The sequence below is a fragment of the Bradyrhizobium sp. B120 genome, from assembly GCF_049075665.1.
Lineage (GTDB): Bacteria > Pseudomonadota > Alphaproteobacteria > Rhizobiales > Xanthobacteraceae > Bradyrhizobium.
In genome coordinates, this window is the sequence record NZ_CP185242.1 from 8,622,258 (window position 1) to 8,646,940 (window position 24,683).

Here is a 24,683-nt window from a genome sequence, read left to right on the forward strand (position 1 = left end):
TATTATCATGCGCTATTTCCGTCGAAATATGCACTGTACTGCTGCCTCAGATCGACCTTGCGCAGCTTGCCGGTCGCGGTCATCGGCATCTCCTCGAGGATACGCACCAGCTTCGGCACCTGGAAGCCGCCGAGATGCTTTCTGCAGTGCGCCTCGATGCCGGCCTCGTCGGCCACTGCGCCGGGCTTCAGCTTGACGAAGGCGCAGACCGCCTCGCCCCATTGCGGATGCGGCAGGCCGACCACGGCGGCGTTCTGCACCGCTGGGTGCGCCAGCAACGTCTCCTCGATCTTGACGGACGCGACGTTCTCGCCGCCCGACTTGATCATGTCCTTCTTGCGATCGAGGAACAGCACCTCGCCGTTGGCGTCGATCAGGGCAAGATCGCCGGTATGGTGCCAGCCGAACTTGCGCGCCTCCTCGGTCGACTTCAGGTCCTTGTAATAGCCCATCATCACGTTGGGTCCGCGATGCACGAGCTCGCCGATCTCGCCGCGCGGCAGCAAGTTGCCGTTGTCATCCATGATCGCGGTCTCGTTGACGATCAGCGACTCGCCCCAGTAATTGCCGAAGCGGTCGAGCTGCACCTCCGGCCGCGACATCGTGGTCGCCGGGTACATTTCGGTCTGGCCGCTGGTCAGCACGAAGTTAGGGCACATGTCCGCCATCGCGCGTTCGAGCAGCGGCTTGCCCATCGGCGCCATGGTGTAGATGCAACAGCGCAGGCCCGACAGATCATATTCGCGTCGGCGCGGATGATCGAGGATCGCCAGGTACATCAGCGATAGCCCGACGAACACCGTGAGCTTGTCGCGGACGATCGCCTCCATGCAGACCACCGGATCGAAGCCGCGCATCAGCGCCATGCGGCCGCCGACCGAGAGATAGCTCAGCAGCAGCACGTGGCCGGCGCAGTGGAACAGCGGAAACTGCCCGGTGATCCCGTCGTCGCGCGAAAGCTGCATTTCGATGCAATTGCTCATGACAGCCATAACCACGGCGAGGTGACAGTGCATCGCACCCTTCGGCCGCGAGGTCGTGCCCGACGTATAGATGATCATCGCGAGATCGCGGTCGTTGATCTCGATGTCAGGCTCGATATCGGACTGCCCCTCGAGGAGGCCGTTGAACTCCTGCAATCCGGTCTTGCCGGCATTGCCGGTCAGATCGATCGCGATCATCTCCATGCCGCGCGCTTCCAGCGCGGCGCGTCGGTCGGCCTGACCGTGGAGATTGTCATCGATGACGGCAAAGCGCACCTCGGCATGGCCGAGGATATAGTCCATGTCCGTTGGGCCGAGCATGGTGTTGATCGGGACCCAGACCAGGCCGGCACGGTGGATGCCGAACAGCGCTTTGACGAACTCGACGGAGTTGTTGCAGATGGTCGAGATCTTCTCGCCCGGCTTCAACCCGCGCTGCACCAGATGATTGGCGAAGCGATTGGCGTCGCGCTCGAGCTCGGAGAAGGTGACCTGCCTATTGCCATCGGTCAGCGCGACGCGATCCGGAAACCGCCGCGCGGCGCGTTTGAGGAGATCGCCGATCGCGACCCGTCCGATGCGGCCCGGGCCGGTGACGCCGCCGGTTCCTGCGAGATTGTCCATTGTTCGTCTCTCCTCGCTGTCATTCCGGGGCAGCCCGCAGGGCTGAGCCCGGAATCCATACTCAGGATCGTGGTTATGGATTCCGGGCTCGCGCTGCGCGCGCCCCGGAATGACGTCAGTGCCTGACCCCAAAGATCTGCCGTGCCTCGGCAGGGCTCGCGATGTCGCGGCCGGCGCGGCGCGCGCAGGCGGCGAGCCCTTCGACGAGCTGCCCGTTCGACGTCACCTTGGTGCCGTCGCCGAGATAGAACGTGTCCTCGAGCCCGCTGCGCAGATGGCCGCCGAGATCGGCGGCGCGCTGGTGCAGCGGCCAGATCTCGGCGCGACCGATCGCGGTAACCTGCCAATGCGCATCCGGCGCCTTCAGCTTCAAGAGGATCGGCAACAGCTCCGGATCGGCCGGCATGCCCGAGGCGACGCCCATGACGAAGTTGTATTCGAGCGGGCCGGAATACATGCCGGTCTGCCGGTACATCCCGACGCAGCGCACGATGCCGACATCGAAGCACTCGAATTCGGGAATGGTGCCGGCCGCCTTCATCACGTCGAGATAATCCTGCACCTTCTCGACCGCGTTATCGAACATCATCGGCGGCCAGGCCCAGGTGTTGTCGGCCTTGACCTTGAGATAGTTCAGCGAGCCTGCGTTGCAGGCCGCGATCTCGGGCCTGGTCTCGCGCACGCAGTCGAGCGCGCCCTGGTAGTTCGGACCGGAGGTGCCGGTGGTGTGGTTGATGATCACGCCGGGGCAGGCCTCGCGGATCGCCTGCTGGATCTCCTTGCTGACGCCGACCTCCCATGACGGCAGGTGACCCTTGTTCGGCTGCTGTTGGCGCAAATGGATGTGCATGATGCTGGCGCCGGCGTTGAACGCGGCTTTGGCCTCGCGCGCCATCTCTTCCGGCGTCACTGGAACGTTGTGCTGCTTCGGGTCGGTAAGCACGCCGTTCAGCGCGCAGGTGATGACGGCCTTGTCGCTCATGAGTCTCTCATCCGGTTGCGGCGCACCTGCGCGGTTGATTTTGCCATGATGAGAAATTTGTCTGTGCGCCATCTTGCGTTGACTGGCTAAGTGGATGCGCTCACGACGGAATCCGCCGTCAGCCGGTTAACACAAGACGCGACGCCCACGCGGCGCATAGGCTCTGCTGTAAGCAGAAGCGGCGCAACTAGCCGGCATCACGGGGAGAAAATCATGGTCTCGATCAACCGGCGCAGATGGCTCACCGGCGCCGCCGGTGCGGGGCTTGCCGCAGTCGCGGGCCTCAAGCCCTCGCTTGCCGAAGATACGCCCGGCGTCACCGCGACCGAGATCAGGATCGGCAGCACCACCTCGCTGAGCGGCCCGGTGTCGGCGCTCGGCGTGCAGGCGCGCTGCCAGGAAGCCTATTTCAGGATGCTGAACGAGCAGGGCGGCATCGCCGGCCGGCAGATCAAATACATCTATTACGACGATGCGTTCAATCCGGCGAAGACCGTCGAGCAGGTGCGCCGCCTGATCGAAAGCGACAATGTCGCCTTCCTGTTCAACATGCTCGGCACCGCGCCGAATTCGTCGGTCGTCAAATACATCAACGCCGCCAAGGTGCCGCATCTGTTCCTGTCGGTGAACGGCGACAAATGGGGCGACTACAAGAGCTATCCCTGGACCATGGGCTTCGCGCCGAGCGCTCGGACCGAGGCGCAGGTGTTCGTCAAATATGCGCTGAGCCAGCACAAGGACGCGAAGTTCGCGGTGCTCTACCAGAACGACGATCTCGGCAAGGATTTCGTCGCCGGCACCAGGGATGTGCTCGGCGAGCGGTTCGCGACCTCAGTCGTGGTGGCCTCGCACGAGGTCACCGATCCCACGATCGATTCCCAGATCGTCGCGCTGCGCGGCGCCAATCCGGACGTGCTGATCTCGGGTACCACGGCAAAATTCTGCGCGCAGTCGATCCGCAAGATCTATGAGCTCGGCTGGAAGCCGATGCATTTCATCGCGAGCGGCGCGGCCTCGATCTCCTCGACCATCGCGCCTGTCGGCCTCGACAAGTCGCAGGGCACGATTTCGTCAGCCTATGTGAAGGACGTCGCCGATCCGGCCTGGGCCAACGACCCCGGCGTGAAGGATTTCCTCGCCTTCATGGGAAAATACTTCCCCGAAGGCAATCCGAAGGAGGGCTACAGTCTCTATGCCTACACGGTGGCGCAGGTGCTCAAGATCGTGCTCGAGCAGTGCAAGGGCAATTTCACCCGCGACAACATCATGGCGCAGGCGAACAACCTGAAAGACGTTGAGGTCCCGACGCTGTTGCCCGGCATTCGCGTCAACACCAGCCCGACCAATCACCACCCGCTGCAGCAGCTTCAGCTGCAACGGATCGAGGGGCCCGGCTGGTTGCGGTTCGGCGAGGTGATCCAGGGCGCAAATCTCTAACCGTCGTCCCGGCGAAGGCCGGGACCCATAACCACGGCCGTTCATTACTTCACGAGATCTCTGCCAGCCCGCATCACAGATAGATCACGCGGTATGGGTCTCGGCTTTCGCCGGGACGACAATTTACGTCAGCGCACGCTCCTGCCCGGTGCGATAGATCGCAAGATCCCGCGAGCCGGAGAAGATCGCGCGCGGCTTCAAGCCATAGAAGCGGCGGATCGAGTGGCTGAAATGGGTCGAGTCGGGATAGCCGATATCCTGCGCGAGATGCGCGAGGTTGATGTCCTGGTTGGCGAAGTGCAGCAGATGCCGCGCGCGCTTCCAGGCGCGGAAGGAGCGGAACGAAATTCCGGTCTCCTCCTTGAACAGATGCAGGAAACGTGACGGAGAAAGACCGGCCTCGGTGGCGCAACCTGCCGCGGTCACCGGCTCGCCGGAGAACTGCCCGATGCGGCTGATCGCGCGCACCACGCGCGGATCGAGCACACGCTGCGGCAGCGCATCGCCGAAGCACATGGTGTCGAACTCGGCATTCGCGATCGCGTCGCGATGCTGCATCTCGGCAAGCGTCGCATAGGCGTTGCGAATCCGGTTCGCGAACAAATGCGAGTCGGGTCCTTGCAGGCGGCGGGCGACGGCTTCGAGTGTGCCGTCAGGCACGCTCTCCGGCTCGATCGCAACGCAGATCGCGGATCGATATTCGCTGGTGATGGTGTGGCGCAGGTTCGGCATCGTCACCGCGAGCTCGCCGTGGGACTCGCGGCCTTCGCTGGTCAACAGATGCAAGCCGTCGCGGATCGCGACATAGACATGGAATGCGCCCGGACAGCGCTCGCGCGGGCGGCCGAGCAGCCCGGCATAGAACACCCGTTCCGGCGTGATCAGCATCCGGTGGCCGGACGGCTGGCCTGAGTTCTGGCACTTCGCGTCCACGATCGCGTCCATGGCGGTTCCTCCTCGCGCGGCTCTTTAGGCCGCTGCGGCGGAGCTACCATAGCGCAAATTCGCAAAAGCGATACGTCGTCATTCCGGGGCGATGCGACGCATCGCACCGGAACTACAGAACGTTACGGCCGCGCCCGCGGCGCAACGTTCTGTTCCTGCCCGGCTTTTTGCTCCGAAGCCACCGCGCGCTTGTAACCTTCGCGCTGTTGCAGCCGCGCCCAATAGGCCGCGACATTCGGCCCGAAATCCTTGGCGAGGCCGATATTGCTGGCGAGCCGGAGCGCGTACCCGTTGGTGATGTCTGCGGCGGTGAAGCGTTCCGCGCAGAGGAATTCAGAATTCGCGGCGGCCGCTTCCACCGCGCGCAGGCGGCCCAGGAACCATTTTGCATAGTCGCCCGAGACCTGCGGGTTGCGCCGCTCCTCCGGCTCGAGCTGACTGTAGCGAAGCACCAGTGTCTGCGGAAAGGTCAGCGTCGCATCGGAGAAATACATCCAGTTCAGGAACGCGCCATAGGCCGGCTCGTCGACACCTACGATCAGCGGCGTCGGGCCGTATTTGGTGCCGAGGTAATGGCAGATGCCGGAGGACTCCGTCATCTTCGTCTCGCCGTCGACCATGAACGGGATGGTGCCGAGCGGATTGATGCCGAGATATTCCTTGGCGAACACGCGCGGCGGGAACGGCAGCATCTTCAGCTCATAGGGCAGCCCGAGTTCCTCCAGCATCCACAGCGGACGGAACGAGCGCGCGGCATCGCAGTGATAGAGCGTGATCATCAGGCGTTTCCCTTTTGCTTCTGGCCAGGCAGCGTACCCATCATCTTGCACAATACCATCAGCATCACCTCGTCGGCGCCGCCGCCGATCGAGGTCAGGCGGCTGTCGCGATAGGCGCGGCTGACCGGCGTCTCGTTGGTAAAGCCCATGCCACCCCAATATTGCAGGCAGGCGTCGGTGAGCTCGCGGCCGAGCCGGCCGGCCTTCAATTTCGCCATGGTTGCGAGCCGCGTCACGTCCTCGCCCGCGACCAGCGCCTCGCCGGCGCGGTAGATCAGCGAGCGCAGCAGCTCGACCTCGGTCTGCATCTCCGCGAGCTTGAAGTGCACCACCTGGTTGTCGAGGATCGAGCCGCCGAACGCCTTGCGGTTGCGGGTGTAGTCGATGGTCTCGTTGATGATGAATTCATGCGCCTTCAGGCAGGCGGCCGCGCCCCACAGCCGCTCCTCCTGGAACTGGATCATCTGGTAGGTGAAACCTTGCCCCTCCTCGCCGATCCGATTGCGCTTCGGCACCCGGACATTGTCGAAGAAGATCTGCGCGGTGTCGGACGAGCGCATGCCGAGCTTGTCGAGCTTGCGCGCGACCTGCACGCCCTTGGTCTTCATCGGCACGCAGATCAGTGACTTGTTGCGATGAACCTGGCCGTCGCTGGTGTTGGCGAGCAGGCAGATCCAGTCGGCCTGGGTGCCGTTGGTGATCCACATCTTGCCGCCAGTGATGACGTAGTCGTCACCGTCGGAGCGCGCATTGGTCTTGATCGAGGCGACGTCGGAGCCGGCACCGGGCTCGGAGACGCCGATGCAGGCGACATGGTCGCCTGCAATCGCGGGCACCAGGAATTCGCGCCGCACCTCGTCGGAGCCGAACCGCGCCAGCGCGGGCGTCGCCATGTCGGTCTGCACCCCGATCGCCATCGGCACGCCGCCGCAGGTGATCGCCCCGAGCTCCTCGGCCATCATCAGAGCGTAGGAATAATCCAGCCCCTGGCCGCCGAACTCAACCGGCTTGTTGAGGCCGAGGAAGCCGAGATTGCCGAGCTTCTTGAACAGCTCATGCGCCGGGAAGATGTCGGCCTTCTCCCATTCATCGACATGGGGATTGATCTCGGCCGCAATGAATTTCTGCAAGAGCCGGCGCGGTTCGTCGTGGTCGGCGGTGAAGAACATTGTTCTTACCTCGTCATTCCGGGGCGACGCGAAGCGGCGAGCCCGGAATCCATTTCACATCGAATTTGCCGCCTGATGGATTCCGGGCTCGCGCGGAGCCTGTCATCGGGCCGCGCTCTGCGCGGACCCGTTGGCGCGCCCCGGAATGACGGCGACTGGATAGAACCGTTCACAATCCCATCTGCCTTGACGCGAGATCCTTCATGATCTCCTCGGTGCCGCCGCCGATCGCGTTGACCTTGACCTCGCGGTAGATGCGCTCGACCTTGATGCCGCGCATGAAGCCGGCGCCGCCGAAGATCTGCACCGCCTCGGAGGCGCAGTGCGCCATGGTCTGCGTGGCCTGGTTCTTCATCATGCAGATCTCGGCGACCGGGCTTTCGCCCTGGCCGAGCCGCCACGCCAGCATCTCCAGCATCGCCTGCGAGGCCGCGACCTTCTGCGCCATGTCGACGATCTTGTGCCTGATCACCTGGTGCTGGGCGATCGGCTTGCCGAACGTCTTGCGCTCCTTGGCATAGGCGACTGCTTCGTCCAGGCAGACGCGCGCATAGGCGGTACAGCCCGCCGCCATGCCCATGCGCTCGCTGTTGAAGTTCTGCATGATGATCTTGAAGCCCTGGCCTTCCTCGCCGATCAGGTTCTCGACCGGCACGCGGCATTCGTCGAAATGAAGTGTCGCGGTATCCGACGCCCACCAACCCATCTTCTTCAGCTTGGTGCGGGACAGGCCGGGCGTATCGCCCTCGATCAGGAGCAGGCTGACGCCACCGGGGCCTTCGCCGCCGGTGCGCACCGCGACCGTCAGATAGTCGGCGCGCATGCCCGAGGTGATGAAGGTCTTCTCGCCAGAGACGACATAATGGTCGCCGTCGCGCCGCGCCTTGGTGCGCAGGTTCGCGACATCGGAGCCGCCGCTCGGCTCGGTGATCGCCAGCGCGGAGATCTTCTTACCCGTAAGCACCTCCGGCAGCACCCGCGCCTTGACCTCCGGGCGGGCGGCGCGGGCGATCGGCGGCGAGCCGATGGTGTGGCTCATCAGGCTTGCGGAGACGCCGCCGGCGCCGGCGCGCGCCAGCTCCTGCGAGGCCACGATCTTCATGAACTGGTCGGCGGCGATCCCGCCATATTCCTCCGGGAAACCGAGGCCGAGTAGCCCGATTTCGGACGCCTTGGCATAGAGCGCGCGTGGAAACTCGCCCTCTTCGTCCCATTGGTGGGCATAAGGCTCGATTTCCTTGGCCACAAAGCGCCGCATCACCTCGCGAAAGGCCTCATGCTCGCTGGTGTAGAACGGGTTTGCCATCCGCGTGCTCCGTTGATTCCCACCTCCGACGATGTCCGGATTTTTCCCTGTTCACTTGCGTCGAGTGGCTGTTCGCCGGATCGGGTTTCCATCTGGCCACCCGCCAGCCACTAAACGCAAGACAGTATCCTAATACGCCCCCTCCACTGCCAATTCATGGCATCAATTGAGCCAGGAACAGGCGGCGCAAGACTGCCGTTCCGGAGGAGGGAAATTTGCCGGTTCGTTATTACGACTGGATCGCGCATCATCGCCGGCGCACGCCGGACAAGATGGCGCTTGTCGATCTCGCAAGCGGTCGCCGCTTTGGCTATGCGGAGCTCGACGAGCGCGTGTCGCGGCTCGCGGGCTATCTGCGCGACGAACTGAAGGTTGCCGGTGGCGACCGGGTCGCGGTGCTGGCGCTGAACACGACGGATACGCTGGAGGTACAGTTCGCCTGCTTCCGGATCGGGGCGGTCTTCCTGCCGCTCAACACCCGCCTCACCGTTCCCGAGCTGCGCTACATCACCGGCGACGCTTCGCCCAAGGTGATGATCCATGACGACGAGCTCGCCGAGACCGCGCTTGCGGTCGCCAAGCTCTGCGATGTCGCGTCGACCGTGCGGCTCGGCCCGGGCGGTGCCTATGAGGCCGGCATCGCGGCGGCGAAACCGCTCGAACGGTTCGAGGAGGTCACGCTCGATGACATCTCGACCATCATGTACACCTCGGGCACCACGGGCCAGCCCAAGGGCGCGATCATCACCCATGGGATGACGTTCTGGAATTGCGTCAATCTCGGCGGCCCCGCCTACATCTCGCCGGCCTCCGTGCTGCTGACGGTGCTGCCGCTGTTCCACACCGGCGGCCTGAATTGCTACACCAACCCGGTGCTGCATGCCGGCGGCACGGTGCTGATCATGCGCGCGTTCGATCCCGGCGAGGCGCTGAAGCTGATCGGCGATCCCGCGCAAGGCATCAACGTATTCTTCGGCGTGCCCGCGATCTACCAGTTCATGGCGCAGCATCCGGCCTTCGCATCAGTGGATTTCAGCCGCCTGATGATCGGCGGCGTCGGCGGCGCGCCGATGCCGGTGCCGCTGCTCAAGACCTGGGAGGCGCGCGGCGTGCCGCTGCAGCAGGGTTACGGCATGACCGAAACCTCGCCCGCGGTGATGGTGCTCGACCGCGAGGATGCTGCGCGCAAGGCCGGCTCGTCCGGCAAGCCGGTGCTCCATACCGAGGTTCGGATCGTGCGGCCCGACGGCAGCGATGCCGCGGTCGGCGAGCTCGGCGAACTCTGGGTCAAGGGCCCGAACATCACGCCGGGCTACTGGAACCGGCCGGACGCCAACGCCTCCTCCTTCACCGACGGCTGGCTGCACACCGGCGATGCCACGCGGATCGACGAGGAAGGCTTCTACTACATCGTCGACCGCTGGAAGGACATGTACATCTCCGGCGGCGAGAACGTCTATCCGGCCGAGGTCGAGAGCGTGCTGCATCAATTGGCCGCCGTTGCCGAGGCCGCCGTCATCGGCATCCCGAACGAGCAATGGGGCGAGGTCGGGATGGCCGTGATCGCCGTGAAGCCGGGCCACACGCTGACGCCGGCCGAGATCCACGCGCATTGCCAGGCCAATCTGGCGCGGTTCAAGTGCCCGCGTCTGATCGAATTCATCGATGCCCTGCCGCGAAATGCGACAGGCAAAATTCATAAGCCGACGCTGCGGCAGCAATTCAGCCAGCCGAAGCCGACTGATACCGCGGCGTGACCTTGAGCGTGCGTTGCGCGTTCCGGATCTCGCCGCGACAATTATTGCCCCGCAACCGTCTGCCGGGACCGGCTGCGGGTTCGTTGCGTAAGTCCCCAACCAGAATCAATCGAGGAAATTGCCTTTATGAAAACCACAAAATTGTCGCTGCTGGCCGCCGCCGCGGCGCTCTGCCTGCTCTCCACCCAGGCCGCCATTGCACAAAAGAAGTATGACACCGGCGCCTCCGACACCGAGATCAAGATCGGCAATGTCGAGGCCTATAGCGGTCCCGCTTCCGCCTACGGCGTCATCGGCAAGACCGAAGAAGCCTATTTCAAGATGATCAACGATTCCGGCGGCATCAACGGCCGCAAGATCAACTGGATCTCCTACGACGACGGCTACTCGCCGCCGAAGACCGTCGAGCAGATCCGCAAGCTGATCGAGAGCGACGAGGTGTTCCTGGTGTTCAACGCGCTGGGCACGCCGACCCAGACCGCGGTGCAGAAGTATCACAACGCCAAGAAGGTGCCGCAGCTGTTCCTCGCCACCGGCGCCAGCAAGTGGAACGATCCGAAGGATTTCCCGTGGACCATGGGCTTCCAGCCGAGCTATCGCGTCGAGGCGCGGATTTTCGGCAAGTACATCCTCAAGACCAAGCCGGATGCCAAGGTCGTGATCTTCTATGCCAATGACGATTTCGGCAAGGACTACCTGGTCGGCTTGAAAGAAGTGCTCGACAAGTCGAGCGTCAAGATCGTCGCCGAGGAAAGCTACGAGACGACCGAGCCGTCGATCGATTCCCACATCGTCAAGCTGAAGGACACCGGCGCCGACGTGTTCGTCAACATCTCGACGCCGAAATTCGCCGCACAGGCGATCAAGAAGATCGCCGAGCTCGGCTGGAAGCCGATGCACGTGATGACCGACGTCTCAATCTCGATCGGCGCTGTCATGAAGCCCGCCGGCCTTGAAGCGTCCGAAGGCGTACTGTCGGCCGGCTACCTGAAGGACGCGTCCGATCCGCAATGGAAGAATGACGAAGGCATGAAGAAGTTCATGGCCTTCGCCGAGAAATACATGCCTGGCGCCAATCTGTCCGACGCCAATCTGGTCTATGGCTACGCCGCGGCGCAGACCATGGTGCAGGTGCTGAAGCAGGCCGGCGACAACCTGACGCGTGAGAACGTGATGAAGCAGGCCGCCAGCCTGAAGGACTTCACGCCCGACACGCTGATCCCCGGCATCCGGATCAACACCAGCGCGACCGACTTCGCACCGGTCGAGCAACTCAAGATGATGCAGTTCAAGAACGGTCAGTGGGAGCTGTTCGGCGACATCATCAGCGCCGAGACCGGTGGCTAGCGCCAGCGGCTCGAGGAGTGAACGTTATTGCGAAGCCGCCCATTCGGGCGGCTTCGTTGTTTTGCAGGAGTGTTAGAGGCGAGGCAAAAGCGAGTGGCGCGCGCGCCCGTCTCTCTCACCGTCACCCTGAGGAGCCGCGAAGCGGCGTCTCGAAGGGTCGACGGCCCCGCCGCTGGCCGTGCATCCTTCGAGACGCGCTTCGCGCTCCTCAGGATGACGGGGCTAATTCTGTCGACGTTAACCCGGCAAAAAGATCGCAAACGGCTCGTCGATCGTGCGGCGCAGATGCTCGCGATAGAGGGCGTAGTTGGCATCATCAGTCGACACCCGGCCGAGGCTCGGCTTCGGCACGTTCTTGACAGGCAGGAACGCGATCGGCGCGGCGACCGGCGTCAGCAGCGAGCCGCGGCCGGCGAGCAGCGTCGTGATGATGCCGTACATCTCACCGGAATTGCGCGGGCGCGAGACCGTGATCACGCGATGCTGGCCATGCCGGTTGGTCACGAGATAGACAAAGCCCGATTCATTGGGCACCGCCACCTCGCCATATTGGGTGTAGTCGGCATCCTGCCGCTCGCCCTCGCGGAAGCCGAGCGCTGACGCCGCATCGTCCCAGGCGATCTCCGTCCGATAGGCATAGATCGCGCCCTGCTCACCGAACGACGGGCGCACCGTGATGTAAGTCCCTTCGATCCGCGCCACCGAGCGGCGCGAATAGGATCCGAGGCTATCGGGCGCGATCCCGCCATTGGCAGGCGCAGCCACGCTGATCACCTCCGGGAGCTTGCGCAAGGACACGCCGAGCGCCTGTTCGAGCCGCACAGTGGTCGCCAGCGTGAACGGGCGGCGGCCGCCGAGCACCTTCTCCAATGTCGACAGGCTGAGCTTGGCCTGCTCGGCCAGCGTCTGCCGCGAGATGCGGCGGCGCGCGATTTCCTCCCGAATGGTCTCGGCGACCTGCTGGCTCTGCTCGGCCGAAAGCTGCTTGTCAGGCGTCGACATCGTGGTCCTGCGCTGATTCCCGATCAATCTGCGCAGTCTAGCAGACCGGACAATCCATCACAAAACCGCACAAACCCGCCTCGGCCGGCGGCGGGCCGCGCCGGACGGCGGCCAATCATTGCCGATCATTCTGCTCGCGCCAAAACCGCCGCTCTCCATGATTGCGAAGCAGCGAAAGCCTCGCTCGGGAGTGACGAAAATGACGATTTACGATGCATGTGAGAGCGGCCCGCAGATCCGGCTGTCGCGCCGGATGCGCATTGCGCTGTTCTTCCTGGTGGAAGGTGTCGCCGCGCTGGCGATCGGCTTCGCGGCGCTGTTGGTGAGCTTTGATCCGGTGTGGTCGGCCGAGCTGCCGCAACAGGCGGTGCTGCGGCCGGGCGATGCGCGGTCCGGCTCACTGCTGTTCAAGACCGACGACGGCTATAGGGATGCGCTGAGGCTCGGCATCGATGTCGACCTCACCGTGTCGGGTCCGACCGTGCGAGCCCGCGTCACCCAGATCTTCCGCAACCCGACCAAGGACTGGGTGGAAGCGACCTATGTCTATCCGCTGCCGGCCGGCGGCGCGGTCGACACGCTGAAGATGGTGGTCGGCGACCGCATCGTGGTCGGCGATATCAAGGAGCGGCAGCAGGCCCGCGCGATCTACGAGCAGGCCAAGCAGAATGGCCAGAAGGCCGCGCTCACCGAGCAGGAGCGGCCGAACATCTTCACCAATTCGGTGGCCAATATCGGCCCCGGCGAAACCGTGCTGGTGCAGATCGAGTATCAGGAGCCGGTGCAGCAGAACGACAACGAGTTCTCGCTGCGGGTGCCGATGGTGGTCGGCCCGCGCTACAATCCGCGTCCGGTGGTGCAGAGCGTCGATCTCCGCGCCGATGGCAGCGGCTGGGGCGCCACCACGACCGATCCGGTGCCGGATCGCGATCGTATCGCCTCCGAAGTGCTCGATCCCGCGACGAATGCGCCGGTCAATCCGACCAACATCACCGTGCATCTCAACGCCGGCTTCGCGCTCGGCGAAGTGAAGAGCCATTTCCACCAGGTCAGGATCGAGGGCCCCGACAGCACGACGCGCGTCGTCAAGCTCGCCGAAGGCCCGGTGCCGGCCGATCGCGATTTCGAGCTGAGCTGGAAACCGGCCGCCGAGAAGGCGCCGTCGGTCGGGCTGTTCCGCGAGCATGTCGGCAATTCCGATTATCTGCTGGCCTTCGTCACCCCGCCCTCGGTCGAGCAGGCGCAACAGAAGGCCCTGTCGCGCGAAGTAATCTTCGTGATCGATAATTCCGGCTCGATGGGCGGCACCTCGATCATCCAGGCCAAGGCGAGCCTCATTTATGCGCTCGGCCGCCTGCAAACGACCGATCGCTTCAACGTGATCCGCTTCGACGACACCATGGACACCCTGTTCGCGTCGCCGGTCGCTGCCAACAGCACCAATATCGGCAACGCGACCTCGTTCGTCAGCGCGATACAGGCACGCGGCGGCACCGAGATGGTGCCGGCGATGCGCGCGGCGCTCTCCGACACCAACCATGACGATGCCGACCATGTCCGCCAGGTCGTATTCCTGACCGACGGCGCGATCGGCAACGAGCAGCAATTGTTCGAGACCATTAGCGCGCTGCGCGGCCGCTCACGAATCTTCATGGTCGGCATCGGCTCGGCGCCGAACACCTATCTGATGACGCGCGCCGCCGAGCTCGGCCGCGGCACCTTCACCCATATCGGTTCGGTCGAGCAGGTCGACGAACGGATGCGCGACCTGTTCGCCAAGCTGGAGAATCCCGCGGTGACCAACCTCGCCGCAAAATTCTCCGAGGCGACCGCCGACCTGACGCCGTCGGCACTGCCCGACGTCTACCGCGACGAGCCGCTGGTGCTGGCCGCGAAGCTCGACAAGCTCGCCGGCTCGGTCGAGATCAAAGGCCGCATCGGCGACCGTCCGTGGAGCGTGACGCTGCCGCTCGCGAATGCCGCCGAAGGCAAGGGCCTCTCCAAGTTGTGGGCTCGCCGCAAGATCGCGGATGCCGAGGTTGCGCGCACCACGCGGCAGGCGAGCCCCGAGGATGCCGACAAGACCATTCTTGCGCTGGCGCTGGAGCATCAGCTCGTGACGCGGCTGACCAGCCTCGTTGCGGTCGACAAGACGCCAAGCCGTCCCGAAGGCGCGCCGCTCAAACTCTCCGAACTGCCGCTCAACCTGCCCGCGGGTTGGGATTTCGCAAAGGTATTCGGCGAGCGTCCGCGCCTGCCGGCTGCACCGACCGAACGCCGCGCGGACAGAGGCGACGGCAAGCTGCAGCTCGCCGCACTGAAGCGGTCACCGGTCGCCGCGCAAGGTCCCGGCACGATCCAGCTGCCGAAGACCGCGACCGATGCCGAATTGAAGATGATCGCGGGTGTGATCCTGCTCACGGTCAGCCTTCTGCTTCTGGTGTTCAACCGGCGTCAGACGTCGTCCCACTGACGTCGGATGAAAGGAGGAGGTGCCCCCGACCTCCTCTTTCAAGAGCGCGCGCGGCCTTCTCACCCGTCCCCCGGGGGCCGCGCGCGCAGTTCTTCTCAACTGTCATTGCGAGGAGCGAAGCGACGAAGCAATCCATAGTTCCGCGCATGCAGCTCGATGGATTGCTTCGCTTCGCTCGCAATGACGAGGGATAACAAGATGCGCCGCTTCATCCTCCCCCTCCCCTTCGCCCTCATCGGCCTGATCCTGTTCGGCCAGGGCGCCTATATCCACGCCAAGGCGCTGCTCGCGCAGGTGCTGCTGGAGCGCGCTTTCGCACAGACCATCGCGACCGGACATCCCGTGAAGCCGTGGCGCTGGGCCGATACCTGGCCGGTGGCCCGGATCGAGGTGAAGCGCCTGCACGCTTCCGCGATTGCGCTTGCCGGCAGCAGCGGCCAGGCGCTGGCGTTCGGCCCCGGCCATGTCGAAGAGACCGTCGATGCCGGCGAGCCGGGCGCTGCGGTCTATTCCGCGCATCGCGACACCCATTTCCGGTTTCTGAAAGATGTCGCAATCGGTGACGAGATCGACGTCACGAGAAGCGACGGCAAGATTTTTCGCTACCTCGCCGATCGCAGTTCGGTCGTCCGCTTCGACCAGTCCGGCATCGATCCGCTCACCGACCGGTATGAGCTGGTGCTGTCGACCTGCTGGCCGTTTGACGCGCTGACATCCGGCCCCGAGCGTTATCTGTTGCACGCAACCATGATCGAACCGGATTCTCCCGAATCAGGTTCCTGATCCGCACCGATTTTGCGCCTGCCGGGATATTGCAAGCGATGCCCTGACTTGCAGCAGCGTGAGTTGCTACCCCCTTCCATCGGCCATAAAAACAATGAAAAATCGCGTTCTGCGGTGATCCGCCGTGGGCCAGAGGAAACAAGTAGAACAAGGATAAGGCAGGCTCCATGGAAGCTTTCGCAAGCACCGCGTCACATTCGTCCCGCAAATGGGCACCGCCCGCTGACGCCAGCGACATCGTCAAGAGCATCCATGCGATGCTGCACCCGCGCAACATCGTGCTGGTCGGCGCCACCGATAAGCCCGGCAACTACGCGGAACGGATCTGGAACAATCTGATCAAATACCAGTATGCCGGCGGCCTGTTTCCGATCAACGCCAAGCGCGAAACCATCTGGGGCGTCACCTGCTACAAGGATTTCGCCAGTCTTCCCGAAAAGCCCGACCATGTGCTGGTGCTGGTACCGGCCCGCTTTGCCGTGCAGGTGATCCGCGATGCGGCCGCCGCCGGCGCCCGCTCGGCGACCATCGTCACCTCCGGCTTCAGCGAGCTGCAGGACGAGGAGAGCCAGCGGCTCGCGGTCGAGCTGAAGCAGGCGATCAAGGAGACCGGACTTGCGGTCACCGGTCCGAATTGCCTCGGCAATCTCAGCGCCGGCGAGAACCTGTTCACCAATATCGACGACCGCATCGTCACCATGGAGCCGGGCGCGGTGGCGATCGCCGGCCAATCCGGCGCGATCGTGATGGCGATCCGCCAGGCGCTGGAGGATCGCGGCGTCGGCGTCGGCTACATGGTCACGACCGGCAATGAATCCGGCCTCGAGACCCCGGACCTGATGAGCTATTTCGCCGCCGATCCGAGCATCCGCGTCATCGTGGTCTATCTCGAAGGCGTCAGGAACACAAAGGTGTTCCGCGAAGCCTGCAAGGCTGCGCGCGCCGCCGGCAAGCCGGTGATCGCGCTCAAGCTCGGCTCCTCCGAAGGCGGTCGCGCCGCCGCGATGGCCCATACCGGCGCGCTGGCCGGCTCGATCGAGACATTCGATGCGATCTCGACCCGCGAAGGCGTGATCCGGGTGCGCGGGCTGGATGAATTGATCGAGACCACCGAGTGCTTCGTCCATGCCGATCCGCCGAAGGGCAACCGCCTCGCGGCGGTGTCGCTGTCGGGCGGCAAGCGCGGGCTGCTGATCGACGCGTTCTATTCCGCCGGCCTGAATTTCGCAGCCCTGAGCCCGAACGCGACGGAGCAGCTGGCGAAGATGCTCGGGCCCGGCAGCATCGTCGGCAACCCGCTCGACGCCGGCTTCGCCGCGGTGGTCGATCCCTCCGTCTACATGAAGTCGATCAAGATCATGATCGATGATCCCGATACCGACATCGTCATCATCGATGCCGAGCTGCCGAAGGCGCCGCATGAGCTGCGCGAGCGCAATCTGCGTATCGTCAACGAGATGGCGGGCCAGGCCAACAAGCCGGTGATCTATATCAGCGCGATGTCGATCGGCTTCACCGAGTTCACCAAGGGACTGCGCAAGTCGCTGCCCGATATCGCCGTCATGCAAGGTCTCGACCGCGCGGTCGGCGCGATCAAGTCGCTGATCGAATATGCCGGTCTGCGCAAGGAAGTGCCCGACATCGTGTCGAGCTCGAAGGCGTCCGCGCGCGCCGTGCTGGAGAAGACGTTGAAGGCCGCCAATGGCGCCGCCGCGCTCGACGAGGTCGCCTCGAAGCAGCTGCTCAAGGCCTACGGCATCCCGATCTCCAAGGAAGACGTCGCGCAGACCGCGGCGGAGGCGGTGAAGATCGCCAAGGCAATCGGCTTCCCGGTGGTCGCGAAAGTCGTCAGCCCCGATATCCTGCACAAGTCGGACGTCGGCGGCGTGGTGCTGAACCTCGGCAATGCAGCGGAGGTGAAGAAGGCGTTCAACGACATCACCGCGCGGGTGAAAAAGCTGAAGGGCAAGCCGAAGCTCGAGGGCATCCTGATTGCGCAACAGGTCAAGGCCGACCTCGAGCTCGTGGTCGGCGCCTCGCTCGATGCCGAGATGGGACCCGTGGTGCTGTTCGGCACCGGCGGCGTCGATATCGAGCTGCTGAAGGACGTCGCCCTTGCCGGCGCGCCGCTCGATGCCGCCGAAGCGAAAGAGCTGATCGCCAAGACCAAGGCCGGCGTCAAGCTGAAGGGCTATCGCGGCAAGCCCGCGCTGCACGAGCCGTCGGCGGTGAAGGCGCTGGTCGGGCTCTCCAACCTGATGGCCGACGCCAATGGCCGCATCGCCTCAATCGACGTCAATCCGTTCCTGATCAACAGCAAGCTCGGCGTCGCCGTCGACGGCCTGATCGTGCTGAACAACGCCGCCGCGAACAAGGCGGCGGGGCACTGAACTTCACACGGCTCGTCATAGTCTCCCCGTCATCCTGAGGTGCGAGCGGAGCGAGCCTCGAAGGATGAATCGGCCCGACTCTCGGCCGTGCATCCTTCGAGACGCGCTACGCGCTCCTCAGGATGACGGAACTACGCATCAGCGTGCGGCTCGATCAGGAAGCCGCGCTAAAAGCTCGCGCCCCACTGCAGCGCGGTCTGCATCACCCAGTCGCGATAGAGCGTGAGCGGCGTCACGCCGGTGATGCCGCCGCAGCCGGCGGTGCCGTTCGGGCCGGTGGACCAGCTCACCACGCCGACGATGACGGGGCCGCCTGGCTTGTCCTCGAACACCGGCGCACCGGAATCGCCGGTGCAGGCGCCGAGCCCGTCGCGCACGCCCTGCCCGACCGGATCGACCAGACGGATCTGCAGCGTGCCGGGCTTGCCGCTCGCGATCAGGCCGGCGACGCGAATGCTGCCGCCGCTCTTGCCGTCGCCGCGCACGGTGACACCGACGCCCGCGACGGTGAAGCGGCCGCCGACCCGGATCGGAATGTTGGGCATGCCGAGCACCGCCGGCGCCTTGCCTGCGGCCGGGTCCGCAAGCTGCAGCAGCGCGACATCGGCGGTCGCCACATGATTGGTCATCGCCTGCATCCGAAAGCCGGGATGGATCGCAACCGTCTTGACGTCCTGCAGCTTCGGCTGCCGGTCCGGCCCATAATCGACGATCTTGTAGTCGGCACCGGGCTGCACGCAATGCGCCGCGGTCAGCACCACCTTCGGCGCGATCAGCACGCCGGTGCAGAAATTGCCACGCGAGCCGACGATGGTGACGACGGCGCGCGCGACGCCATCGGTCGACGGCGCGCCACCACCGACGATCGCGAAGGCCGGCGTTACCATCAACAGGGTCAGAAAGACTGTCGCTCGAATCACGCTCGTCATGGAACCCTGTTGATCTGCATCTGTATTGAGCACATCCGAGGCGCGGCATTGCGTCGCTCACACTCGGCCGAAGAACACGCAATCTTGTACAGAGCACCCGGGCCCGCACGCGTCAATTATCTAAATATCTAGGCGTCGATCACTACGGCGTTGAAGTCGCCACGAGATTCCCTCCTGTCCCATGGAGCGCACGCGCTGCATCTCGCTACCTTGCCGCGATATCCATCACATCGTATCCTGCGTCGCGCTGCCGGCACGACGTTCGAATGTGAACTGTATCTCTTGATCACGCGCCTATCGGGGCCGTAGTTTCGACCAGATAATAATACAACCTCTGGCAGCATACCGCATACTTACCTTCATGACTTTCTGGATGCCGGTGCCGTTGACCTACAGACGGCTTTTCATCCGCCATTTCGTTGAGTTTCGAGGATAATGATGAGGATCGCGGTCGTCACGCCGATCAGGCTGTTCAGCGAGGGACTTGCCTCGAGTTTCCAGAACCACGCCGAGTTTGCCGTCGAAGCGGCGGTCGCCGATCTTGCCGGCCTGCGCGCGACCCTCGCGACCGGCAGTGTGAGTGTCATTCTGATCGACGTCACACAGGGCATCGATCTCGACGAGGTGCGCGTGATTGCGAGCGAGCATGCGGAGATCGCGCTGGTGGCGCTCGGCCTCAACGAGGACCGGCGCGACGTGGTCCGCTGCGGCCGGGCCGGATTCAGCGGCTACATTTCCCGGAATGCCAGCTTCGACGAGCTGTGCCGCGCACTGTCGGACGTGGCGTCAGGGCGGCTTGCCTGCAGCGCCGAGATTTCCGGCGGACTGCTGCGCGCGTTGTTTTGCATGGAACGTCAGGCGGATACGATCGATACCGACCAGGGACTGACGCGCCGCGAAGGCGAGGTTCTCAAGCTCATCGGGCAGGGCATGTCGAACAAGGAGATCGCGCGCGATCTCAAGCTCAGTCTTGCAACCGTCAAGCATCACGTCCATCACGTGCTGCAAAAGCTCGGCCTGCCGCGCCGGGCGCAGGCGATGCGGCGGGTCCGCGAAGCGCCGTGGCTCGCATCATCTGCGCCGGCTCTCGATCGTCGCCGCGAGCTCGACTGACACCAGCGACCTGAATTCCGTATTCGACTGACCGCAGCGCGCGCACGCATTGGTGCGCAGATGCGGCGCGGCTCTGCGCATGCGCGCCGCATCACACCGTGAGACCGATCCCGACTAAATCCTTTGATCGATCCTTCGAGGCGCAGGATCGATCTCATGGATCGGTCGATCCGTATCATCGGCCCGATCCTTTCTGATCCACCGCGGCGAATAGGCCTTTCACGGCACACCTGCCACAACAGCACCAACGCAGCGACATGCCACTCATTTCGTTCGCTGCGCGGTTGCAGATTGCCGTGGAAGACGGATCGGCTGCACGAATTCGCAGCAGACCGTCCAGGATCGATTTCATGAATCCAGTTGCCGACATCGCTGGTCTGGCTGCCTTGTGGCAGAGAACGTCGGGTGGCGACCCCGCGGTGAAGATCGCGATCATCGACGGCCCCGTCGATCTCAATCATCCCTCGCTAAGGCAGGCCCGTGTCGCCATGGGCGGCGATTTCGTCGCGCCGTCGTCATCGATCATCCAGTCCGAGCACGGCACCCATGTCACGAGCGTGCTGATGGGCACGCCCGGCAGCCCGGTGCTCGGCGTCGCGCCGAACTGCAGCGCAACCGTGTTCTCGATCTATCGCGAGAATGCTGCCGGACAGATCGAGCCGTCCTCGCAAAGCACCTTGGCGCTCGCGATCAACCAGGCGCTGGCGGTGGGCGCCGACATCATCAACATCAGCAGCGGCCAGCAATCCGCGACGGGACAGGCCGATCGCATTCTGGTCGACGCGGTGCGCGCCTGCGAACGCGCCGGCAAGCTGATCGTCGCCGCCGCCGGCAATGATGGCTGCCGCTGCGTTCAGGTGCCGGGCAGCCTCGCCTCGGTGCTTGCGGTCGGCGCGTGCGATCTGGCCGGCAACCCGCTGCCGTTCAGCAATTTCGGCGACGCCTATCTCGAGAACGGCATCCTGGCGCCGGGCGAGAACATCGCCGGCGCCTCGCCGGTCCGCAGCGTCAGCCTGCGTTCCGGAACGAGCTACGCGGCGCCGATCGTCACCGGCGTCGTCGCGCTGCTACTCTCATGCCTGCGCCAGAACGGACGCAAGGCCGATCCGCAAGCCGTCCGTGCCGCGCTGCTCGAGAGCGCAGTGCCGTGCCGCAACGATGGCAGCGCCTCGCGCTGTCTCGCCGGACGGCTCGATATTCCCGCGGCTGTCGCCGCCCTGCTTGGCGAGCAGGCGGACGCCGTCATGCCGTCGGGTGCCACGGCCGCGTCTCCCCGCTTCTGGGGAGTGTCCGCGCGCCCTTTCGTCCAACCGTCATCCGCCGCTCAGCCAACTGCAACCAGAGAGGGTTCCATGGGAGATCTATCAGCAATGTCTGCACCATCGGCTCCGCGCATATTCGGGCCGGACGGCTCGGTCCTGCGAAGCAACACCGGGATCATGCCAAGCGAGGCGCAGCCTGCCGCGCCGGCGGCACCTGCGGCCATGGCCGCTTCAGTTGATCACGGCGTCGTCGCCGCGCCGATCGCCGCACCCGCGCCTTATTATCCGTATCACGCCCCGCATGCGGGCGGCGACATGGTCTGGATGCCGGCACCGGCACCGCAGATGGTCATGCCGCCGATGATGATGCCGCAGATGGCGATGCCAACGGCCGGCATGATGCCGCAAACCTGGCTGCAGCCGCAGCAGCTGCACGCGCTGATGCCGAGCAATGCGCTTCCCGTCGCAATGCCCCAGGCGCTGCCGATGTACGAAGCCCCCGCGGTTCGAACCAGCGAGAAGAGCTGCGGCTGTGGCAACGGCATGCGTCCGCGGGGCGCTACGGCCGAGTCCACCGGACAGCTCGCCTTCCCGATCGGCCGGCTGTTCTATGATTTCGGCAAGGAAGCCCGCCTCGACTACTTCGTGCAGGCGATCGCCAACTGGCGCGACAGCCTGATCGGCCGCGGCGATCCGGCCTTCGGGCCCGAGCGCGACCACTCCGGCGATACCTCGGCGCCGTACAATCCGGCGATCATGGCGCGCTATCTGCTGAATCAGGCCGAGGGCGAGACCGCGACGCCGCCCGGCGCCGGCAACAACTTCCCCGACGCCGACGCCATCACCTGGACGATGACGATCGATTCGATCCCGATCTATGCGATCAAGCCGCTCGACGTGTTCGGTCTCGGGTTCTTCGCCGCGCTGATCCTGGCGCTGTGGCATCAGGAGGTTTCGCACGACGATCCCGCGACGACCCGCACCGTGGTGCTGGCGAATGCGGCTGCCGCCGGCGCCGACGCACGACCGATCACGCCCCCCGCATTCCCGCCGCGCGGCGGCGTCGCGCGGGTCTCGATGGCCGGTTGGGTCGACAGCACCAACACGACCAAACTGCTCAACGGCACGGTCGTTCCGACGCTGGTGACCGATTGGCGCGGCTTCTACCAGTGGGATCTCTACACGCTGTTCGGGCCCGACCCCACCACTTGGCCGGACGGCGCCGAGGGCTTCCTCGACCGGATCTACAACGAATTCCGCAATGTCGGTCTTTCGCCGCAGGATCGCGCGCTGAACTACTCGGCGATGAATGCCTACAATACGCGGAAGATCTTCACCGACGTCGCCAAGAAGGGCTTGCGGCTCGACACCGTCGAGGTCGACCAGAGCCTGATCTGCCGTCCGGAATCGATTTGCCACGACGTGACCTACCGCTTCTTCAACCCGACGCAGGTCCTGACCCAGGCGCGCGAAGTCTATCAGTACACGATCGACGTGAGCGACGTGGTGCCGGTGGCGGTCGGACCGCTGCGGCAGTGGCAGGTCTATTGACGCGATTGCTCCTCTGCGTCCGGAGGAGATCAGAACGTGGCGCGAATTAGCGTCACGTGGTCCAAGGGATCGACGCGATGAGCGATCCCCTGGGCGACGTCCAGCGACGGCTGCCCCGGTCGGTGCCCACCTCCCGTAGTTGCCGTCAATTCAAACCGAAAGAAGGAGCTGAACATGTACGCAAGGAACGACTTTGAGACCTTCGGCAGCGTGCGTAGCCCGATCCAGTGTGAGGGCATCGAGCGCGGTCCGAAGCGGATTGCCGAAGTGGCGACCAACGGGTCGGTCAACCCGCAGGGCTGGCAGGACATCCTCGGTACGGCCGTGCAGGCGCTGCCGGGCGTCCTCGGTGCCTTCGGCATCTGATCGCCAAACTCGGGGCCCGGCGCTGTCGGGCCCCACCCCTGCCCTCGAGGAGGACGACATGATGCAGAAATCCACCGCCGGCAGCCCACAGCTACAGCAGCAGAACGGTCGCCGGATCGAGCCGTCCGGAAAGATCGTCGTCTCGTCAGTCGTGACCCACGCCTCGCTGCTCGCCGCGATCAGCGACCGCAACCCGATCATCGCCAAACGCACCACATCCGACGAAGACAAATCCTGACGTCGTCGTCATCACCCAACCTATGGAGCCGATGCCATGGCAAAACCGCCCCGCAAATCCGGATCCGACAGCGCCGCCTCTCCGCCGCCCGCGGAAGCATCCGCAGCGTCAAGCCTTGCCGACGCGCGGCGCCCGTTGGAGGCGGCCGTTGTCACCCGTCCGAAGATCGCCACCACGCCCGCCCCGCCGACAACGTCGGCCTACATGGCGCCACCGCAGGGCCCCGGTGCTCCGCAGCAGATGCGCCATGATGGCTCGCCGCGTTCGGAGGAGCGGCTCAACACCGCGATGAAGATCCTGCTCGATCCCGCAGCCCGCGGGTTGCCGAGCAAGGTCTATTCCGGACAGGCGCGAAACTGGACCCGCAGATCGTAACCAGGTCCACGCACTGAGCGGCGCTTCGATCCGCTACCCGGACATGCAACGGCCGCCCGGTCCGGCGGCGCGGCCGTTGCCGCTCGTCGGAGAGAGACATGAACCAGAACGGCAATCCAAACTGCAATCCCGTTGGCATCAATCTGCGCCGCGCCGCCTGCACATTTGTGGGTCTCGGGACCCTCCTGTTTCTTGCGGCCGGCACCATGCGATGGGCCGGCGCCTGGATGTTCCTGCTCGAGATCACGATCGGCGGCCTGATCACCGAGGCATGGCTCGCCAGACATGATCCGGGGCTACTGGCGGAGCGCCGTACCGCGCGCGGCCAAGCCGGGTGGGATCGCATCATCACGACGATCATGCCGCTGTTGTGGCTGACATGGCTGCCGCTGATGGCGCTCGACGCGGAGCGCTACCAGACATCGTTCGTCCCGTTCTGGCTGCAATGCGCCGGCGCGGCGATGATCGCCGCATCGTTCTACATCGTCTACCGGACCTACCGCGAAAACAGCTACGCGGCCCCGGTCGTGAAGATCCAGCGCGAGCGCGGGCATGCTGCGGTGACCACGGGACCGTACGCCTATGTGCGGCACCCAATCTATGCCAGCGGTCTGTTGACCTATGTCGGCACGCCGCTGCTGCTCGGATCCTGGTGGGGCCTTGGCATCGTGCCTGTCATGGCGGCGCTGCTCGGCTTGCGGTCGCTGATGGAGGAGCGGATGCTCGCGGCCGAGCTCGACGGCTATGCCGAATATCTCGGGCGCGTGCGCTACCGCCTGGTTCCGATGGTCTGGTGAGCCCGTTCCGCGTGGCGGAGTTTGCCGCGAACTGGCGGCTTGCCTGATCGGCTGCAATTCCAATAAAGAAGGCTG

At 64.6% G+C, this 24,683-nt stretch carries 20 protein-coding genes; 12 read left to right on the plus strand and 8 right to left on the minus strand.

The window, feature by feature from the left end; genetic code table 11:
- Positions 1-5: 5 nt before the first annotated feature.
- Positions 6-1,607, minus strand: a complete 1,602-nt coding sequence (locus ACOIX3_RS39995) for an AMP-binding protein (protein WP_420967479.1) — start codon at positions 1,605-1,607, stop codon at positions 6-8.
- 115 nt (positions 1,608-1,722) lie between these two features.
- Positions 1,723-2,589 (minus strand): 3-keto-5-aminohexanoate cleavage protein, encoded by an 867-nt coding sequence (locus ACOIX3_RS40000; protein WP_420967480.1) that lies wholly within the window; start codon positions 2,587-2,589, stop codon positions 1,723-1,725.
- A gap of 213 nt (positions 2,590-2,802) precedes the next feature.
- On the opposite strand from ACOIX3_RS40000, the gene ACOIX3_RS40005 reads away from it, so the two are divergent.
- A complete protein-coding gene (locus ACOIX3_RS40005) occupies positions 2,803-4,026 on the plus strand; it encodes an ABC transporter substrate-binding protein (protein ID WP_420967481.1) in 1,224 nt (407 codons plus the stop codon).
- A 123-nt stretch (positions 4,027-4,149) separates the two neighbouring features.
- Here ACOIX3_RS40005 and ACOIX3_RS40010 read toward each other — a convergent pair whose 3' ends face one another.
- The 4 genes from ACOIX3_RS40010 to ACOIX3_RS40025 form a co-directional block, all read right to left on the minus strand.
- The gene (locus tag ACOIX3_RS40010; RefSeq protein ID WP_420967482.1) at positions 4,150-4,971 is read right to left on the minus strand and encodes a helix-turn-helix domain-containing protein; all 822 of its coding nucleotides are present in this window, start codon (positions 4,969-4,971) and stop codon (positions 4,150-4,152) included.
- Positions 4,972-5,093: 122 nt separating this feature from the next.
- Positions 5,094-5,750, minus strand: coding sequence for a glutathione S-transferase family protein (locus ACOIX3_RS40015; protein ID WP_420967484.1), 657 nt, complete (start codon positions 5,748-5,750; stop codon positions 5,094-5,096).
- Entirely contained in the window at positions 5,750-6,919 is a 1,170-nt protein-coding gene (locus tag ACOIX3_RS40020; protein ID WP_420967485.1) for an acyl-CoA dehydrogenase family protein, read from the minus strand. The genes ACOIX3_RS40015 and ACOIX3_RS40020 overlap by 1 nt, the downstream gene beginning before the upstream one ends.
- A gap of 169 nt (positions 6,920-7,088) precedes the next feature.
- Positions 7,089-8,225, minus strand: a complete 1,137-nt coding sequence (locus ACOIX3_RS40025; protein WP_420967486.1) for an acyl-CoA dehydrogenase family protein — start codon at positions 8,223-8,225, stop codon at positions 7,089-7,091.
- 215 nt (positions 8,226-8,440) lie between these two features.
- On the opposite strand from ACOIX3_RS40025, the gene ACOIX3_RS40030 reads away from it, so the two are divergent.
- Positions 8,441-9,982: an acyl-CoA synthetase gene (locus ACOIX3_RS40030; RefSeq protein WP_420967487.1), complete on the plus strand. Its 1,542-nt coding sequence runs from the start codon at positions 8,441-8,443 to the stop codon at positions 9,980-9,982.
- Positions 9,983-10,108: 126 nt separating this feature from the next.
- On the plus strand, positions 10,109-11,329 hold the full coding sequence (locus ACOIX3_RS40035; RefSeq protein WP_420967488.1) for an ABC transporter substrate-binding protein: 1,221 nt from the start codon (positions 10,109-10,111) through the stop codon (positions 11,327-11,329).
- Between the two features lie 237 nt (positions 11,330-11,566).
- On the opposite strand, the gene ACOIX3_RS40040 is transcribed toward ACOIX3_RS40035, so the two are convergent.
- Positions 11,567-12,331 (minus strand): helix-turn-helix domain-containing protein, encoded by a 765-nt coding sequence (locus ACOIX3_RS40040; RefSeq protein ID WP_420967489.1) that lies wholly within the window; start codon positions 12,329-12,331, stop codon positions 11,567-11,569.
- 253 nt (positions 12,332-12,584) lie between these two features.
- Between ACOIX3_RS40040 and ACOIX3_RS40045 the strand changes: the two genes are divergently transcribed.
- The 3 genes from ACOIX3_RS40045 (at position 12,585) to ACOIX3_RS40055 (ending at position 17,977) form a co-directional block, all read left to right on the plus strand.
- Positions 12,585-14,804: a marine proteobacterial sortase target protein gene (locus ACOIX3_RS40045; RefSeq protein ID WP_420971914.1), complete on the plus strand. Its 2,220-nt coding sequence runs from the start codon at positions 12,585-12,587 to the stop codon at positions 14,802-14,804.
- Positions 14,805-15,002: 198 nt separating this feature from the next.
- On the plus strand, positions 15,003-15,587 hold the full coding sequence (locus tag ACOIX3_RS40050) for a class GN sortase (RefSeq protein WP_420967490.1): 585 nt from the start codon (positions 15,003-15,005) through the stop codon (positions 15,585-15,587).
- A 167-nt stretch (positions 15,588-15,754) separates the two neighbouring features.
- Complete coding sequence (locus ACOIX3_RS40055) at positions 15,755-17,977, plus strand: acetate--CoA ligase family protein (protein WP_420967491.1); 2,223 nt, start codon at positions 15,755-15,757, stop codon at positions 17,975-17,977.
- A 167-nt stretch (positions 17,978-18,144) separates the two neighbouring features.
- Here ACOIX3_RS40055 and ACOIX3_RS40060 read toward each other — a convergent pair whose 3' ends face one another.
- Positions 18,145-18,906: a S1 family peptidase gene (locus ACOIX3_RS40060; protein ID WP_420967492.1), complete on the minus strand. Its 762-nt coding sequence runs from the start codon at positions 18,904-18,906 to the stop codon at positions 18,145-18,147.
- A gap of 438 nt (positions 18,907-19,344) precedes the next feature.
- Here ACOIX3_RS40060 and ACOIX3_RS40065 point away from each other — a divergent pair, with 438 nt between their 5' ends.
- From ACOIX3_RS40065 to ACOIX3_RS40090, 6 genes are all read left to right on the plus strand, one after another.
- Positions 19,345-20,019 (plus strand): LuxR C-terminal-related transcriptional regulator, encoded by a 675-nt coding sequence (locus ACOIX3_RS40065; protein WP_420967493.1) that lies wholly within the window; start codon positions 19,345-19,347, stop codon positions 20,017-20,019.
- Between the two features lie 350 nt (positions 20,020-20,369).
- A complete protein-coding gene (locus tag ACOIX3_RS40070; RefSeq protein ID WP_420967494.1) occupies positions 20,370-22,832 on the plus strand; it encodes a S8 family serine peptidase in 2,463 nt (820 codons plus the stop codon).
- Positions 22,833-23,006: 174 nt separating this feature from the next.
- On the plus strand, positions 23,007-23,198 hold the full coding sequence (locus ACOIX3_RS40075) for a hypothetical protein (protein ID WP_029080476.1): 192 nt from the start codon (positions 23,007-23,009) through the stop codon (positions 23,196-23,198).
- A 58-nt stretch (positions 23,199-23,256) separates the two neighbouring features.
- Complete coding sequence (locus tag ACOIX3_RS40080) at positions 23,257-23,436, plus strand: hypothetical protein (protein ID WP_420967495.1); 180 nt, start codon at positions 23,257-23,259, stop codon at positions 23,434-23,436.
- Positions 23,437-23,472: 36 nt separating this feature from the next.
- Entirely contained in the window at positions 23,473-23,811 is a 339-nt protein-coding gene (locus ACOIX3_RS40085) for a hypothetical protein (protein WP_420967496.1), read from the plus strand.
- Positions 23,812-23,909: 98 nt separating this feature from the next.
- Positions 23,910-24,608: a methyltransferase family protein gene (locus ACOIX3_RS40090; protein WP_420967497.1), complete on the plus strand. Its 699-nt coding sequence runs from the start codon at positions 23,910-23,912 to the stop codon at positions 24,606-24,608.
- The last annotated feature ends 75 nt before the right edge of the window (positions 24,609-24,683 follow it).